At 66.1% G+C, this 16,673-nt stretch carries 16 protein-coding genes; 10 read left to right on the top strand and 6 right to left on the bottom strand.

All coding sequences use genetic code 11. The annotated features are described in order from the left end of the window. Positions 1 to 11: 11 nt before the first annotated feature. The 4 genes from livM (at position 12) to ACQR03_RS01310 (ending at position 4,173) form a co-directional block, all read left to right on the top strand. Entirely contained in the window at positions 12 to 1,340 is a 1,329-nt protein-coding gene (gene livM / locus ACQR03_RS01325) for a high-affinity branched-chain amino acid ABC transporter permease LivM (protein WP_315749360.1), read from the top strand. Next, positions 1,337 to 2,170 (top strand): ABC transporter ATP-binding protein, encoded by an 834-nt coding sequence (locus ACQR03_RS01320; protein ID WP_315714774.1) that lies wholly within the window; start codon positions 1,337 to 1,339, stop codon positions 2,168 to 2,170. Before livM ends, ACQR03_RS01320 begins: the two co-directional genes overlap by 4 nt. After that, the gene (locus ACQR03_RS01315; RefSeq protein WP_315749359.1) at positions 2,167 to 2,898 is read left to right on the top strand and encodes an ABC transporter ATP-binding protein; all 732 of its coding nucleotides are present in this window, start codon (positions 2,167 to 2,169) and stop codon (positions 2,896 to 2,898) included. The genes ACQR03_RS01320 and ACQR03_RS01315 overlap by 4 nt, the downstream gene beginning before the upstream one ends. 156 nt (positions 2,899 to 3,054) lie before the next feature. Further along, complete coding sequence (locus ACQR03_RS01310; protein ID WP_315714776.1) at positions 3,055 to 4,173, top strand: branched-chain amino acid ABC transporter substrate-binding protein; 1,119 nt, start codon at positions 3,055 to 3,057, stop codon at positions 4,171 to 4,173. Positions 4,174 to 4,313: 140 nt separating this feature from the next. Here ACQR03_RS01310 and ACQR03_RS01305 read toward each other — a convergent pair whose 3' ends face one another. Next, the gene (locus ACQR03_RS01305; protein ID WP_315750016.1) at positions 4,314 to 4,715 is read right to left on the bottom strand and encodes a response regulator; all 402 of its coding nucleotides are present in this window, start codon (positions 4,713 to 4,715) and stop codon (positions 4,314 to 4,316) included. 237 nt (positions 4,716 to 4,952) lie between these two features. Between ACQR03_RS01305 and ACQR03_RS01300 the strand changes: the two genes are divergently transcribed. Then, positions 4,953 to 7,727: a PAS domain S-box protein gene (locus ACQR03_RS01300; protein WP_434841530.1), complete on the top strand. Its 2,775-nt coding sequence runs from the start codon at positions 4,953 to 4,955 to the stop codon at positions 7,725 to 7,727. A gap of 199 nt (positions 7,728 to 7,926) precedes the next feature. Continuing rightward, the gene (locus ACQR03_RS01295) at positions 7,927 to 8,925 is read left to right on the top strand and encodes a P1 family peptidase (RefSeq protein ID WP_316164448.1); all 999 of its coding nucleotides are present in this window, start codon (positions 7,927 to 7,929) and stop codon (positions 8,923 to 8,925) included. 2 nt (positions 8,926 to 8,927) lie between these two features. Here the strand turns inward: ACQR03_RS01295 and ACQR03_RS01290 are convergent, their stop codons facing one another. Continuing rightward, positions 8,928 to 9,692: an EF-hand domain-containing protein gene (locus tag ACQR03_RS01290; protein WP_315749355.1), complete on the bottom strand. Its 765-nt coding sequence runs from the start codon at positions 9,690 to 9,692 to the stop codon at positions 8,928 to 8,930. Positions 9,693 to 9,918: 226 nt separating this feature from the next. Here ACQR03_RS01290 and rpe point away from each other — a divergent pair, with 226 nt between their 5' ends. The 4 genes from rpe to ACQR03_RS01270 are packed head-to-tail and all read left to right on the top strand — an operon-like array spanning position 9,919 to position 12,557. Then, entirely contained in the window at positions 9,919 to 10,620 is a 702-nt protein-coding gene (gene rpe, locus ACQR03_RS01285; protein WP_315714981.1) for a ribulose-phosphate 3-epimerase, read from the top strand. A 15-nt stretch (positions 10,621 to 10,635) separates the two neighbouring features. After that, entirely contained in the window at positions 10,636 to 11,121 is a 486-nt protein-coding gene (locus ACQR03_RS01280; RefSeq protein ID WP_434841531.1) for an ureidoglycolate lyase, read from the top strand. 47 nt (positions 11,122 to 11,168) lie between these two features. Then, a complete protein-coding gene (locus ACQR03_RS01275) occupies positions 11,169 to 11,999 on the top strand; it encodes a bifunctional allantoicase/(S)-ureidoglycine aminohydrolase (RefSeq protein ID WP_315714982.1) in 831 nt (276 codons plus the stop codon). Positions 12,000 to 12,041: 42 nt separating this feature from the next. Next, a complete protein-coding gene (locus ACQR03_RS01270) occupies positions 12,042 to 12,557 on the top strand; it encodes a hypothetical protein (RefSeq protein WP_315714782.1) in 516 nt (171 codons plus the stop codon). Positions 12,558 to 12,690: 133 nt separating this feature from the next. Here ACQR03_RS01270 and ACQR03_RS01265 read toward each other — a convergent pair whose 3' ends face one another. The 4 genes from ACQR03_RS01265 to ACQR03_RS01250 form a co-directional block, all read right to left on the bottom strand. Then, on the bottom strand, positions 12,691 to 14,022 hold the full coding sequence (locus tag ACQR03_RS01265; RefSeq protein ID WP_315714783.1) for a dicarboxylate/amino acid:cation symporter: 1,332 nt from the start codon (positions 14,020 to 14,022) through the stop codon (positions 12,691 to 12,693). Positions 14,023 to 14,186: 164 nt separating this feature from the next. Then, positions 14,187 to 15,644: a serine/threonine protein kinase gene (locus ACQR03_RS01260; protein ID WP_316170294.1), complete on the bottom strand. Its 1,458-nt coding sequence runs from the start codon at positions 15,642 to 15,644 to the stop codon at positions 14,187 to 14,189. Positions 15,645 to 15,647: 3 nt separating this feature from the next. Further along, positions 15,648 to 16,388, bottom strand: a complete 741-nt coding sequence (locus ACQR03_RS01255) for a metallophosphoesterase family protein (RefSeq protein ID WP_316170295.1) — start codon at positions 16,386 to 16,388, stop codon at positions 15,648 to 15,650. An 87-nt stretch (positions 16,389 to 16,475) separates the two neighbouring features. After that, entirely contained in the window at positions 16,476 to 16,634 is a 159-nt protein-coding gene (locus ACQR03_RS01250; RefSeq protein ID WP_316203822.1) for a hypothetical protein, read from the bottom strand. Between the last annotated feature and the right edge of the window lie 39 nt (positions 16,635 to 16,673).

Genomic DNA, 16,673 nt, shown 5'->3' with positions numbered 1-16,673 from the left:
ATGGAGTCCGCGTGAGCGCGTCCCTTCCCGCCTCGTCGAAAGGCTCCGAACCGGTCGGAGCCGCCTTCATCCTCAAGAAGGCCTTTCTCAGCGCACTGGTCGCTCTCGGTCTGTTCTCCCTGATGGTCGGCGTCCGCACCGAAGCGGGTCAGAGCGGCCAGCTCGTATACTGGACCCGCTTCGGCGACCTCGCCAGCCTGGTTGTGGCGGTGTTCGTCGGCTCGATCGCGGTCGAGCTGCTGCGGCTGTGGCTCGGACCGCGCGGCGGCCTCGGCAGCTTCGTGCCGCCGTCCGTGCGGAGCGGCATGTCGGTAGCCGGCCGCTATCTCGCGCCGGCGCTGCTGATCTTCACCTTGCTGGTGCCGGTGATCTTCTACAATCAGCGTTACATTCTCGACCTCGGCATTTTGGTCCTGACCTACGTCATGCTGGGTTGGGGCCTCAACGTCGTGGTCGGTCTCGCCGGCCTGCTCGACCTCGGCTACGTCGCGTTCTACGCCGTCGGCGCCTATTCCTACGGCCTGCTCTCGACCACCTTCGGCCTGTCGTTCTGGGTCTGCCTGCCGCTCGCCGGCATTCTCGCCGCATTCTGGGGCGTGCTGCTCGGCTTTCCGGTGCTGCGGCTGCGCGGTGACTACCTCGCCATCGTCACCCTGGCCTTTGGCGAGATCATCCGCCTCGTCCTCATCAACTGGCAGGACGTGACCGGCGGTCCCAACGGCGTCTCCGGGATTCCGCGACCGACGTTGTTCGGCATTCCGCTCGCACCGGGCGAAGGCGGCCTTGCATCGATGCTCGGCATCCCGTTCTCGCCGACGCATCGCATCGTTTTTCTGTTCTATCTGATCTTGGCGCTGGCACTCCTGACCAACTGGGTCACCATCCGGCTGCGCCGGCTGCCGATCGGCCGGGCCTGGGAAGCGCTGCGCGAGGACGAGGTCGCCTGCCGCGCGCTCGGCATCAACATCACCACCACCAAGCTGACCGCATTTGCGACCGGCGCGATGTTCGGCGGTTTCGCCGGCGCCTTCTTCGCCACGCGCCAGGGCTTCATCAGCCCGGAATCCTTCACCTTCCAGGAATCGGCGCTGGTGCTCGCCATCGTCGTGCTCGGCGGCATGGGGTCGCAGCTCGGCGTCGCGCTGGCGGCGCTCGCCATGATCGGCGGCTTCGAGCTGTTCAGAAGCCTCGAGGGCTACCGCATGCTGGTGTTCGGTCTCGCCATGGTGCTGGTGATGATCTGGCGGCCGCGCGGCATTGTCGGCCATCGCGCGCCGACCGTATTCCTGGAAAAATCCAAGAGCATCTCTTCGGACCTCGTCAAGGAAGGCCACGGATGAGCTCCGCTCCCATTCTCGCACTCGAAAACCTCACCATGCGCTTCGGCGGCATCGTCGCCGTCAATGCGCTGTCGTTCACCGCGCAACGCACGCAGATCACGGCCCTGATCGGCCCCAACGGCGCCGGCAAGACCACCGTGTTCAACTGCATCACCGGCTTCTACAAGCCGACCTCCGGCGTCATCCGCCTGACCCATGATGACGGCGCGCAGTTCGAGATGCAGAAGCTGAAGGACTTCAACATCTCCAAGCAGGCCAAGGTGGCGCGGACGTTCCAGAACATCCGGCTGTTTCCGGGCATGACGGCGCTCGAGAACCTGATGGTCGCGCAGCACAACGCGCTGATGCGCGCGTCCGGCATGACGGTGCTCGGGCTGCTCGGCGTGCCCTCGTGGCGCGCGGCCGAGCGGAACGCGATCGATGCGGCCGTGTTCTGGCTGAAGCGCGTCGGGCTGATCGACCGCGCCGACGACGCGGCCGGCAATCTCGCCTATGGCGACCAGCGTCGGCTGGAGATCGCGCGCGCGATGTGCACCTCGCCGGCCCTGCTCTGCCTCGACGAACCGGCCGCCGGCCTCAACGCGCGCGAGAGTGCGGCCCTCAGCGAGTTGCTGCTGTCGATCCGGGCCGATCACGCCACGTCGATCCTGCTGATCGAGCACGACATGAGCGTCGTGATGGAAATCTCCGACCGCGTCGTCGTGATGGACTACGGCGTCAAGATCGCCGAGGGCACGCCGCGCGAGATCCGCGACGATCCGAAGGTCATCGCCGCCTATCTCGGCACCGACGAGGAAGAGGCCGCAGCCGTGATGGAGGCCGAGGCGTGAGTGCGTCCCTGCTCGCGATCCGCAATCTGCGCGCGTCCTACGGCAAGATCGAAGCGCTGAAGGGCGTCGATCTCGACATCAAGCCGGGCGAGATCGTCGCGCTGATCGGCGCCAACGGCGCCGGCAAGTCGACGCTGATGATGTCGATCTTCGGCCGCCCGCGCGCAAGCTCCGGCAACATCGTCTACGACGGCAACGACATCACACAGGTGCCGACGCATCAGATCGCGCGGCTGCGCATCGCGCAGTCGCCGGAGGGACGCCGCATCTTTCCGCGCATGAGCGTGGCGGAAAACCTGCAGATGGGCGCCGACGCCGGCGAGACGACCGACGCGGAGCGGGCAAGCACGCTGGAGCGCGTCTTCGCCCTGTTTCCGCGCCTGAAGGAGCGCGTCGACCAGCGCGGCGGCACGCTATCCGGTGGCGAGCAGCAGATGCTGGCGATCGGACGCGCGCTGATGAGCCGGCCGCGCCTGCTGCTTCTGGATGAGCCCTCGCTCGGCTTGGCGCCGCTGATCGCCCGCCAGATTTTCGACGCCATTCGGACACTCAACCGCCAGGACGGTCTGACCGTGCTGATCGTCGAGCAGAACGCCAATCACGCGCTGAAGCTCGCCCATCGCGGCTATGTGCTGGTCAACGGCCTGATTACGCTGTCGGGCACCGGCACCGAGCTGCTGCAGCGACCGGAGATCCGCGCTGCCTATCTGGAGGGCGGCCGCCACTGAGGCGGGCCCTCAAAACGCGGCCAGAATGGCCTTAGTCCTTCGTAGGTGTGGTCAAAAATTGCCGGTGACTTCGCCGGAAAATCAGCCACAATGCGCGCGGTCTGCGGCCCGCCGTTCGGGCCGTTCCGTGTCGACCTACCCCCGCGAGGATTTCTCATGAAACCACTCAAACTCATCGGCTTGGCTCTGGGCGCATCGCTGGCGCTCTCGACTGCTGCCTTCGCCGAAGACATCAACATCGCCGTGGCCGGCCCGATGACCGGCAGTGAATCGGCCTTCGGCCGCCAGATGCAGAACGGCGCCGAGATGGCGGTCGCCGACCTCAATGCCGCCGGTGGCGTGCTCGGCAAGAAGCTCGCACTGCAGGTCGGTGACGATGCCTGCGATCCGAAGCAGGCGCGTTCGGTTGCCGAAAAGCTCGCCGGCTCCGGCATTCCGTTCGTCGCCGGCCATTTCTGCTCGTCGTCGTCGATCCCGGCCTCCGAGGCCTATGCCGACAGCAACGTGCTGCAGATCACGCCGGCCTCGACCAACCCGCTGTTCACCGAGCGCAAGCTGTGGAACGTGGCGCGCGTCTGCGGCCGTGACGACCAGCAGGGTCTCGTTGCCGCCAACTACATCGCGAAGAACTTCAAGGGCAAGAACATCGCGATCCTCAACGACAAGACCACCTACGGCAAGGGTCTCGCCGACGAGACCAAGAAGGCGCTGAACAAGGCCGGCGTCACCGAGAAGATGTTCGAGTCCTACAACAAGGGCGACAAGGACTTCAACGCCATCGTCTCCCGCTTGAAGCGTGACAACATCGATCTCGTCTATGTCGGCGGCTATCATCAGGAAGCCGGCCTCATCCTGCGCCAGATGCGCGACCAGGGCCTCAAGACCATCCTGATGGCGGGCGACGCGATGAACGACAAGGAGTTCGCTTCGATCACCGGTCCGGCCGCGGAAGGCACGCTGTTCACCTTCGGCCCCGAGCCGCGCAACAAGCCGAGCGCGAAGGCGATCGTGGACAAGTTCAAGGCCAAGAACATCGATCCCGAGGGCTATACGCTCTACACCTACGCCGCGATCCAGGTCTGGTCGCAGGCCGTCAAGAAGGCCAACACCACCGACGCCAAGAAGGTGATGGACACCATCAAGGCCGGCGAGTGGGACACGGTGCTGGGCAAGCTCGGCTTCGACGCCAAGGGCGACATCAAGCAGATCGACTACGTCGTCTACAAGTGGGACGCCAAGGGCGGCTACGCCGAGCTCGGCGGCAAGGGCTCCTGATAGAACTCCTGACCGTCTCGATCATCATCAGCAAAATACAAACGCCCCGGTCCTGGACCGGGGCGTTCTGCTGAGCGCTTGGTTCGTCGTTGAGGCCCGCCGACCGTGGGGAACCACGTCGTACAGAGGAACAGACCGGCTCAGCCGGCACAGGCCGAAAGCGATGGGGCCCCCTTCGCCGCCACTGCTGCACGGGCCGTTTCAACGGCACGCATCAGCTCGGCCGGGCGGAACGGTTTCTGCAGGTAAACGACACGGGTCAGCTCGTCCGACATCGACGCGCCATCGAAGGCAGTCATGCCGGAGACGGCGACCACCGGAACGTCGGGAACCAGCGCGCGCATACTGCTGACCAGATCGAGCCCGTTGGAATCATCGAGATAGATGTCGACGATGACGGCATCGAATGCCTGGTCGCGGAACAACTGCAGTCCGGACGCAGCGGTTCCCGCTTCGACCACGTCGAACTGATTGACGCGCAGCACCATACAGATCATGGCGCGCACATCCTTCTGATCGTCGACCACCAGAATCCGTGGCATCAACTTCTCCAGAATTTTTCCGTTGGACAGCCTACAACGTAGAAAGAATTCGGACACAACTATGAGTATATTTATCCCATTTGCGGTAAAGGTGCGGTTACTCCAACTATCGACTCATTCTACAGAACGATCCGATCTGGTACCATACAACCTTCATTAGAACAGTGATTTTCTTCGCGCACCAGCTGTAGAACCTCCCCTCTTGCACGTCGGCTCTGTTGCGCAGGACCCTTGGAGATGCAGAGCATCAAGGATCATCGCGAAGTCCTCCTGTCGACGTCCACCGCGACGCGCCGAGACCAAATCGCAGCACTCGCCGCGGTTGCGATCTCGACCTTGCTGTTTGCCGCCGCCGCTCCCTTTGCCAAGGTGCAGTTGCCGCCGGTGCCTGCGTTCGTCGCGAGCTACCAGTCGGCGCTGGCGCTGAACGATCTCATCACCGCGTTCCTGCTGTTCTCCCAGTTCGTGCTGCTTCGCTCGCGACCGTTGCTGTGGTTGGCCTCCGGTTACCTGTTTACCGCGCCGGCCTCGCTGCTGCACACGCTGGTGTTCCCAGGCCTGTATTCTCAAACCGGCCTGCTCGATGCAGGGCCGCAGACCGCAGCCTGGATCTACATGATCTGGCACGGCGCGTTCCCCTTGTTCGTTCTGGTCTATGCGCTGCACGACCGTCTCCGTCCGGCGCCCGTTGGGTCGGTTGCGCTGTCTCTCTCGGTCGCCGTGCTCGGCGTCGCGATTGCACTTGCGGCACTCACCTGGGCGGTGATCGCCCATGATACGGCACTGCCTGCGCTCGTCCGCGATGACGCTGCCACTCCGGCTTTGAAGATCGTGGTCGGCGCCATCTGGTGCGTAACATCGGCTGCCCTGCTCGTCCTGGCGTTGCGCAGGCCGCACAGCATTCTCGACCTCTGGGTCATGGTGGTGCTGTGCGCTTGGCTGTTCGATCTCTCGCTCTCCTCGCTGCTCAACGCCGCCCGGTTCGACCTCGGCTACTATGCGGGCCGCATCTATGGCTTGCTGGCAGCGAGCTTCGTCCTCGGCGTCCTGCTCGCCGACAATGTCAGGCTGCAGACGAGGCTCACGCGGCTGCTGCAGCAGCAGCGCCGGCAGAGCGAAAGCGAGCGGGCCCGTTTCATCGCGCGGGAGCGGCTGTTCAGCGCTGTGGTGGAATCCTCCAACGACGCCATCATCACGCTGACGCTGCAGGGCAAGATCACGTCCTGGAATCGCGCCGCCGAACACCTGTTCGGATACGGCGCAGACGAGGCGCTTGGCAACGACATCGGCCTGATCGTGCCCGCCGAACGGCGCAGCGAAGTCGATCGCATCCTGAGCCGGATCGGCGGCGGCGAGAAGATCGAGCATCACGAGACGATCCGCCGCCACAAGGACGGCCGCGAGATCGAAGTATCGCTCGGCGTGTCGCCGATCCTCGACGCGCATGGTGTGATCATCGGCGCCTCGAAGGTGGCGCACGACATCACCGAGAGCAAGCGCACCCGAACCGCCCTGACCCGTGAGACCGAGGAGCGCCGCCGCATCTTCGAGACCTCGCAGGACCTGATCCTGGTTGCCAACTCCTACGGACAATTGATGCAGGTCAGCCCGAGCGCGCTGGACGTGCTCGGCTACCGGCCGGAGGAGATGGTCGGCCGCAATGCCAGCGACTTCGTCTATCCGCCCGAGCTCGAGGCGGTCCGTAGCCAGATGCGCGCCTGCCGCCGCGGCCGCGACGTCCGTAATTTCGAGGCGCAGCTCATGCACAAGGAAGGCCGCGGCGTCGTCCTGAACTGGATGGCGAGCTGGTCGGAGCCGGTGCAGCGCCACTTCTTCGTCGGCCGCGACCTCACCGAGAAGCGCGCGGCCGAGGCGCAGTTCCGCCAGGCGCAGAAGATGGAGGCGGTCGGTCAGCTCACCGGCGGCGTCGCCCACGACTTCAACAACATCCTCACCGTCATCACCGGCAGCATCGGCATTCTTGCCGACGCCGTGTCCGACCGGCCGGAGCTCGCCTCCGTCGCCAAGCTGATCGACGACTCCGCCGACCGCGGCGCGCAGCTCACGCGGCAGTTGCTGGCCTTCGCCCGCAAGCAGCCGCTGCAGCCGACGGATCTCGACGTCAACGCCCTGTTGAACGAGACCGCAGCCTTGCTGCAGCCGACGCTCGGCGCGCAGATCGAGATCGAGCGTATCCTTGACGCCGATCCCTGCACCGCGCTCGCCGATCCGAACCAGCTCGCCACCGCGGTCATCAATCTCGCGCTCAATGCGCGTGATGCGATGCCGCAGGGCGGCAAGCTCACGCTGGAGACAGCGAACGTCACGCTCGACCGGGACTATGCCGACGTCCATAGCGAGGTCATCGTCGGTGACTACGTGATGATCGCCGTGAGCGACACCGGCTGTGGCATTCCGCCGGCCTATCTCGAGAAGGTGTTCGATCCGTTCTTCTCGACCAAGGGCTCCGGCAAGGGCACGGGGCTCGGCCTCAGCATGGTGTTCGGTTTCGTCAAGCAGTCCGGCGGCCACATCAAGATCTACAGCGAGGTCGGCCACGGCACCTCGATCAAGCTGTATCTGCCGCGCTCGGCGTCCGCTCCGGCGGCCAGCGCGGGCTTGCAGGCGCCAGACGCGCGCGGCGGCAATGAGACGATCCTGATCGTGGAGGACGATCCGCTGGTACGCCAGCACGTGATCGCCCAGGTCGGCAGCCTCGGCTACACCACCCTGGCTGCAGCCAATGCCGCCGAGGCGCTCGACGTGCTCGATCGCCATCCGGAGATCGACCTGCTGTTCACCGACGTCATCATGCCCGGCGCCATGAACGGCCGCCAGCTCGCCGACGCCGCGCGGGTGCGGCGGCCGGCGCTGCGGACGCTGTTCACCTCGGGCTATACCGAGAACGCGATCGTGCACCACGGCCGCCTCGACGCCGGCGTGCTGCTGCTGCCCAAGCCTTACCGGAAGCCAGAGCTGGCCCGCATGATCCGTATCGCGCTGGAGCGCTGAAGCACGCGCCCGGATCGGCGTAAGCGACATCCGGGCCCACCGGCGCGGCACGTGAGACCCGGATGTCGCCTGCCCCTTCGCGCCCGCTGGACGCAAGCGGGGCGCTCATACCAGCGCCGAGGCGCGTGCCCTCCTGCATTGAGGCCTCGCGCCGGCCGCGCTATCCATCCGGCATCATCATCTGCAGCGAGGGACGATCGTGCAGAACCTCCTCACCGACATCCCCGGCGTACGCGTAGGCCATGCCCATGACGCCGCGCTCGCTTCCGGCGTGACCGCGATCCTGTTCGATCAGCCGGCGGTCGCCGCGATCGACATCCGTGGCGGCGGACCCGGGGTGCGCGAGGATGCGCTGCTCGATCCTGCGAATACGGTGGAACGGGTCGACGGCATTGCCCTGTCGGGAGGCTCGGCGTTCGGGCTCGAGGCCGCGAGCGGCATTCAGGCCTGGCTGGCGGAACAGGGGCGCGGCTTTGCCGTGCGCGACGCGCTGATCCCGATCGTCCCCGGCGCGATCGTGTTCGACCTCTTGAACGGCGGCAACAAGGCCTGGGGCCGCTACGCGCCGTATCGCGAGCTCGGCTACGCGGCGGCGGCGGCGGCCAGCACGACCTTCGCGCTCGGCAGCGTCGGTGCCGGGCTCGGCGCCACCACGGCCAACCTGCAGGGCGGGCTCGGCTCGGCGTCGGCGACGACGACAGGCGGCATCAAGGTTGCGGCCATTGTTGTGGTGAATGCGGTCGGCAGCGTCACTGTCGGCGACGGTCCCTGGTTCTGGGCGGCACCGTACGAGATCGACGGCGAGTTCGGCGGCCGCGGCCTGCCGGCCGCCTTCACGCCGGACATGCTGGCGATGCGCATCAAGGGCGGCCCGGCAGCATCGGCCTCCGAGAACACGACGATCAGCCTCGTCGTGACCGATGCCATCCTGACTAAGGCGCAGGCCAAGCGGCTCGCGATGATGGCGCAGACCGGCATGGCGCGCGCGATCTATCCGGTGCATCTGCCGCTCGACGGCGACATCGTGTTCGCGGCCGCGACCTGCACCAGGCCGATCGAGCCGCTGGTCGAGCTGAGTGAGCTCGGCATGGTCGCGGCCAACGTCCTGGCGCGCGCGATCGCCCGCGGCGTCTATCACGCGAGCCCGCTGCCGTTCGCCGGCGCGCTGCCGTCCTGGCAAGGCCGCTTCGGCAGTTGAGCTTACGCGCTGACCGCGGTCGTTGAAGACGTGGAGGCCGACAGCATGTTGGACTGCCGCTGGATCAGCTTCTCGATCATGTTGTAGGACGAGGTCGCAGCGTTGGACGCGGTTGTGGCTGCCGGCGTCGTCAGCGTCACCTTGGAGCCGTCGGCATAGGTGATGGTGGTCGTGGTCGAGCCGTCGCTGTTGGTGGACGAGGAACTCGAGGCGCCCGACAGCGCCTGCATCAGCGCATCTGCGCCCGCGCTGGATGAGGTGCCCGAGCCGCCGCTCCCGCCCGCCTCCTGGTGATGATGGTGGCCACGTCGCCCCTTGGCGCCCTGCAGCGCCGAGGACAGCTCGTCGAGGCTGACATTGCCGTCGCCGTTCGTATCCAGCTTGCCGAACACCTTGTCGGCATTGGCGACGTTGGTGCCGCCGGCGCCGAGCGCGCTCTCGAACTCCGATTTGCTGATCTGACCATCGCCATCGCCGTCGATCTGCGAGAACAGGTCCTGTAGCGGATTGGTCGATGAGCTTGCGCTCGACGACGCGCCCGACTGGCTCTGCGCTGCGAGCAGCGCGCTCATGGTCTCCGGCGCGATCTGCCCCGAGCTGCTGCTGCCGCCCGCGCTCGACCACGGGCTGAAATTGCCGGAGCCGCTCGCCCCCTTGGTGTCGAGGCTGAACGGACCGCCGCCCGACTTGCCGGAGCCCGACTTGGTCGAGCCGAGCGACTGCAGGCTGTCCAGGACCGACGAGGCGGCCCCCAGTGCAAACCACATGGCGAAACTCCCGCAAGGCCGCCCACGCGGCGGCAGAACATCTTCCCACCGCCGTCGCAATCCCCATGCCAGCGCCAAACCGCTGATATGTCCGGATATTTCGCGATGTTACGGTGGCCTGAACCCGGCAGATCGTGCCGCGCCCGGCAGATTTTTCCCGCTCGCGTTGCCGCAGCCGGCCCTGCATGATACGGCGACATCCCCGATCGTCCTGGAACAGCCGCCCATGACCCAGTCCTTCACGCCGCGTCCGCTCGTCATCGCACCATCGATCCTGGCCTCCGATTTCTCCAAGCTCGGCGAGGAGGTGCGCGCCGTCGATGCCGCCGGCGCCGACTGGATCCATCTCGACGTCATGGACGGCCATTTCGTGCCGAACATTTCCTACGGCCCTGACGTGATCAAGGCGCTGCGTCCGCACACCACCAAGATCTTCGACGCGCATCTGATGATCACGCCGTGCGATCCCTATCTCGAAGCCTTCGCCAAGGCCGGCTGCGATCACATCACGGTCCACGCCGAGGCCGGCCCGCATCTGCATCGCTCGCTGCAGGCAATCCGCGCGCTCGGCAAGAAGGCCGGCGTCTCGCTCAACCCGTCGACCCCGCTCAACGTCATCGAATATGTGCTCGACCTCGTCGACCTCGTGCTGATCATGTCGGTCAATCCCGGCTTCGGCGGCCAGGCCTTCATCCCCTCGGCGATTGGCAAGATCCAGGATCTGCGCGCGATGACCGCGGGCCGGCCGATCGATATCGAGGTCGATGGCGGCGTCGGCCGCGACAATGCCGGCGCGCTCGCCGCGGCCGGCGCCAATGCCTTCGTCGCCGGCTCCGCCGTGTTCAAGGGCGGCACGATGGAAGCCTATCGCAGCAACATCGCCGCGATCCGCAGCGCCGCCGCGTTGGCGCGCGGCGAAGCGATCTGAGGCACGCGAGACGGGATGCACACGCTCACGCCGCAGCCGCTGACGAAAGCGGCCTTCGCTGCTTTCGGCGACGTCGTCGAGACCGATGGCGCCCAGCCCATCGACATCAACCAGGGCTTCGCCCGCCGCTGCAACGGCCTCGCTGCTGTCGACGTGACATCGGGCGGCGCGGCCGTGAACATCAGCCTGTTCGAGGCCAAGCCGCGGCCGTTGCCGATCGAGATCAAGCTGATGGAGCGGCACCCGCTCGGCAGCCAGCTGTTCATGCCGTTGCAGGACCGGCCGTGGCTGGTGCTGGTCTGCGCCGATCCGCGCGATCCCGCGAGCTACCGGGCCTTCACGGCAACCGGCCGCCAGGGCGTCAACTACGCGCGCAACGTCTGGCATCATCCGCTCTTGGTGTTCGACGAGGCCTCGCGCTTCATGGTGGTCGACCGCATCAGCCCCGACAATCTCGAGGAGCTGTGGCTCGACGAGCCGCTCTACCTTGCCATTCCCTGATGACCGATGGCGCGCCGGTTGATCATCCGCGCCGTGGAGAGACGATGATGGACAAGCCGAACTACTTCGTGCCGCATGGCGGCCACCCGCCGCAGACCGACCTGCTGACCGGCCGCGCCGTGTTCACCGAGGCGTATGCCGTCATCCCGAAGGGCGTGATGCGCGACATCGTCACCTCGGCGCTGCCGTTCTGGGACAAGACGCGAACCTGGGTGATCGCGCGTCCCCTCTCCGGCTTCTCGGAAACGTTCTCGCAATACATCGTCGAGGTCTCGCCCGGCGGCGGCAGCGCCCAGCCCGAGCCGGATCCGGAGGCCGAGGGCGTGCTGTTCGTGGTGTCAGGCGAGATCATGCTCACCATCGCCGGCAAAGAGCATCGCCTGGGCCATGGCGGCTACGCCTTCCTGCCGCCGTCCTGCAAGTGGACGATGCGCAACGACAGCCAGGCGCCCGCGACCTTCCACTGGATCCGCAAGGCCTATGAGGCCGTTCCCGGCATCGCCGTGCCCGAGGCCTTCGTCACCAACGAGGCGACGATCGCCCCTGCCGCGATGCCGGAGACGCAGGGCCGCTGGGCCACCACGCGCTTCGTCGATCCGCTCGACGTTCGCCACGACATGCACGTCAACATCGTCACCTTCGAGCCCGGCGCCGTGATCCCGTTCCTGGAGACGCATGTGATGGAGCACGGGCTCTATGTGCTCGAGGGAAAGGCGGTCTACAAGCTCAACCGCGACTGGGTCGAGGTCGAGGCCGGCGACTTCATGTGGCTGCGCGCCTTCTGCCCGCAGGCCTGCTACGCCGGTGGCCCCGGCCGCTTCCGCTACCTGCTCTACAAGGACGCCAACCGGCACATGAAGCTGCGGCCGTTCAGGTGAAGGCCAGCAGCATCCGCTGAATGAGTCCTGGATACACGGCTGATGTCGACCGTTCCCGAACGCCTGGAGAGCTTGATCGAAGGGGAATTGGCTGAGCTGTCCGACAAGCGTGTGCTCTCGCATATCCGCGGCATGCTCGTCGCACCTCACATGGTGCTGCGCGATTGGGACTATGGCCAACCGGGGGAGCAATATCCCTGCTGGTTCGTGCTTCGCGATGCACAATCCGGTGCCGAGATCGCCTATTGTGAGCACGGCTTCGGACCGGGCTGCCCCTGGGGCCTGGTGAGTTCTGCGCACGAACCGGAGTTCCGCCATATGGGCATGGACTCCGGCTGGTTCACCTCGTTTCTGGATGCATTTTTCGATTCTTTCGCCTGCGTGGCGCTTCTAATCTGGAAGGTGATCAACATCGATGCTGACGGAACCCGGACCTGTCTGACCGCCGAAGGCGCGTGGGAGAGCACATGGCAGCGGGTCTACGAATTGCGCAATCATGATCCGAGCGGCCGCTATGAATGCGGCCACGACATCGGCTATCGCAAGACTGCCACCTGATGCGCTCGTCGAATCTTCGGCCGCAACCGCCGACGAAGAGCTTCTCCTCATCGGCCTCGAACACCGGGTCGATCGCGCGATCGACCAATCCACGCCGTACTCGCTCCCTCATTCTCCCCCTAGTGATCCTCCCTCACGCCCCCTGATACTCCACCTCTTCCGCCGTGCCGCGGTCGAGCACGGCCTTCGCCTTGGCATGGTCGAGGTCGTCCTCCCAGGCGGCGACGACGACGGTGGCGACGCAGTTGCCGATCAGGTTGCCGACGGCGCGCGCGATGCCGACGAACCAGTCGACGGACAGCACCAGCACCAGACCGATGGCGGGGATCGCCGGCACGGCGCCGAGCGTTGCGGCCAGGATGACGATGGCCGAGCCGGGCACGCCATGGGCGCCCTTGGACGTGACCAGCGACACGCCGAGCACCAGCAGCAGGTCGCTGACCGACAGCGGCGTGTTGGTGGCCTGGGCGATGAAGACGACGGCGAGCGTCAGGTAGATCGAGAACGCATCGAGGTTGAAGGAATAGCCGGTCGGGATGACCAGGCCGACGACCTCCTGCTTGACGCCCATCGCCTCGAGCTTGCGCATGATCTGCGGCAGCACCGAGTCGGACGACGCCGTCGCCAGCACGATCAGGAGCTCCTCCTTCAAATAGCGCAGGAACTTGAACAGGCTGAGGCCGGCCATGCGCATCACGAGGCCAAGCGCGGTCACGACGAACAGCGCCACCGAGACGTAGAACAGCACGACCAGCGCCAAGAGCTGCTTGAGCGAGCCGACGCCATATTTGCCGACGGTGAAGCCGATGGCGCCGAGCACGCCGAGCGGCGCGACGCGCACGATCAGCCCCATCGCCTTGAACAGCACCTTGGCGACGGACTCGATCAGGTCGACCACGGGCTTGCCGGGCTCGCCGACCAGCGCCAGGCTGACGCCGAAGATCACCGCGAAGAACAGCACCTGCAGCACGTCGTTGCGGGCAAAGGCGTCGAACGCCGTCGGCGGAATGATGTTGAGGATGAAGCCGCCGAAGCCGCCGCCCTGCAGCTTGTGGGCGTTGTCGGCGAAGCTCGCGAGCTGCTTGGCGTCGAGCTTGGAGACGTCGATGTTCATGCCGTGGCCGGGGCTGAAGACCAGCGCCAGCACGAGGCCGAAGGCCAGCGCGATCGTGGTCATGCCCTCGAAATAGACCAGCGACTTGACGCCGACGCGGCCGACCTTCCTGAGATCGCCGGCGCTCGCAATGCCGTGCACGACGACGCAGAACACGATCGGCGCGACCACCATGGCGATCAGACGCAGGAAAGCGTCGCTGAAGAATTTGAGCCCCTGGGCGGTCTCGGGCGCAAAGACGCCGATCAGGATGCCGAGCACGAGCGCAGCCACGACCTGAAAGAAGAGCGAGCCGAACAGGCCTCGCTTCGGCGCGGCTGTCCCCGCCATGCTCACATCCGTTGCCGCCATTGATCGTCCCCCCTCAGAAAAAAACCGACACGTTCCGCACGCGCCGGATCACTTTGGAGGGGGAACTTTCGAAACGCAACCGCAGCCGCGCCTCACTTTTCAGCCTGTGCATGCCGTTCTGACTGTCGTGCTTGGAGGCGCCGTGGATCTTCATCGCATGTCCATCATTCCCCCGACACGACCCTTGCCGGCGCATCATCATCGTCGCCCTCGGCTTCCCGTGCCGCGAGCCGTGTCCGCACCACGGTCACCGTACACCCCGCCTCCGCGGCGACCTTCGCCGAGACGCTGCCGAGCAGCGAGCGCAGCACGGAATCGCGGCGGGCGCCGATGATGATGTGGTCGACCTGGTTGGCTTCGGCGAATTCGATGATGGAGGCCGCCGGATCGACCGCCTCCAGCACGTGCACCGTCAGCCGGCTGGCGTCGAGCTTGAGCGGCGTCGCCCAGTGCTTCAGCGCGACCATGCGGTCGATGTGCTTGTTGTTGCCCTCCTCGTCCAGGGTGCGGTCGATGGTGAGACGCCCGAGCTTCAGCACGTTGACGCAGGCGAGCCGAGCCGCGGGCAAAGTGGCGAGGATGCGCTGCGCGGTCAGCCGCAGCGCGCCGTTGAGCTCCTCGCCGCCTTCCACGGTGTCGATCGCGACCGCCACGATCGGGCTGGAGGCGATCTGCACCGCGACGTCGGATGTTTTCTGTTCCGGCTGCACCAGGCCGCGGTTGAAGCGGCGGCGCCACACGGCCGTGATCGGGTCGCGCTTGACCTTCTCCGCACGCGCCGTCAGCTTGACCTGGTCGGGATGGCCGAGATCGAAGGCGAGCTGCGCCGCGGTCGGATAGCGCCACACCGGCTCGATCTCCAGGCAGCGCAGCACGATCTCCTGCAGCCACGGCGGATAGTCCGGCTTCAGCTGTCGCGGTGGATAGGGATCGCGCCACAGCCGCCGGCGCATGCCGCGCAGGGTCTCGGTCTCGCCGAACGGCCGCACGCCGGTGGTGAAGAAGTAGAGCAGCACGCCGAGCGAAAAGATGTCGCTGCGCGGATCGCTACGCGTGCCCATCATGCGCTCCGGCGCCATGTAGGGCGCGGTGCCGTAAGGCAGGCGGAACTCCTCCTGCAAGAGATCCGGCAAGTGCTTGTGGCAGGACAGGCCGTAGTCGATCAGCACCGCCTCCCCCGTCGGCCGGAACATGATGCTGGAGGGCTTGATGTCGTGATGGATGACGTGCTGCCGGTGAATATCGGCGAGCGCGGTCGCGATCTTCGCGACCAGCACCCGCGCCTCCTCGTAAGCCAGCGGCAGCTCGGGCAGCCGCTTGTACAGCGTATCGCCTGGAATCTGCTCGATCACCACATAGGCCTGGGTGGCGAAATCGCCGGTGCCGAAACAGGCCGGCACGTGCGGTCCCGACAGTTTTGGCAGAATCATCTGCTCCATCTCGAAGCTGACGATCGCCGCAGGATCCTCGCCCTCGGAGACGCGCGGCACCTTCATCAGGATGGGCCGGTCGATGTCCGGATGGGTGACGCTCCACAACGTCGCCATGCCGCCGGAATGCACGCATTCACCCACCGTGAAGCCGTCGATCACGACGCCCGGCTTGAGCCTTGATTTCGTCATGCTCTAGCGCCCCATCGAGAGCCGCTGCGCCAGCCAGGGCGGCAGGCCGTTGTCGCGAATGCGCTGCGCCGCCGCCTCGACGTCATAGGGCACGCGGCAATAGGTCAGCTCGCGGGTCCTGGTGTCGAAGGTCACGAACGACGCGGCCGGATCACCGTCGCGCGGCTGGCCGACCGAGCCGACCACGGCCAGCCATTGCCGGCCGCGCAACAGCTGAATGGGCATGTTGGCGGTCGGGGTGAAGCTCGTCATCTTCGCGGTGGCGGACATCGAGTACAGCGCCGGACGGTGGATGTGGCCGCAGAACGTCACCTGCGCCTCGGTCGCGATCATGCTGCGGGCCGCGTCGGCCGACGACTGCACATAGCGCCAGCGCGGCGGGCTCGAGGCCTCCGCATGCACGAACAACCGGTCGTCGTCACCGATGCTCATCGGCAGCTCGGCGAGAAAGCGGCGCTGCTCGGCGCTGAGCCGCCCGCGCGTCCACTCCATCGCCGCCTGCGCCTCGGCATTCATGCTCTCGCTTGCCGTCGAGACGGCATTGTCGTGGTTGCCGCGCACCGCCAGCCCGCCACCGGCGACGATCTCCATGACGGTGTCGACCGACCATTCTGGATCGGCGCCATAGCCGACGATGTCGCCGAGACAGATGAGACGATCCGCGCCACGCGCACGCGCCGCCTCCAGGCAGGCCGCGAAGGCCTGCCGATTGGCATGGATATCGGTGAAAATCGCCAGCAGCACCCGTGTCCTCCGGTTCTCAAGGCTAGCGGCCGTGGCCACACGAGACTTGAGGAACATCAAACAAGATAGGCGGAGAGATGCGGAATGTCAGCGTTGCAGGTCCCCTGCGATGCGCCGGTGCGGCTGTCTTCCCTGGGTAAAGCCGAAGCCCAGGAACTTGCGGTGGTTCGGTCTGGCGACCGCACTCTTGACCTTGTTGACCTTGAGCTCGAGGCGCCGTGCCAGGAACGTCCCGATGCTCGCCATCACCCGCGCGCGAGCTTCGCGCGGGAGGATACGGCTGCA

The organism is Bradyrhizobium sp. HKCCYLS3070 (assembly GCF_051167575.1).
Lineage (GTDB): Bacteria > Pseudomonadota > Alphaproteobacteria > Rhizobiales > Xanthobacteraceae > Bradyrhizobium.
This window is presented reverse-complemented; position numbering and strand designations above follow the sequence as displayed.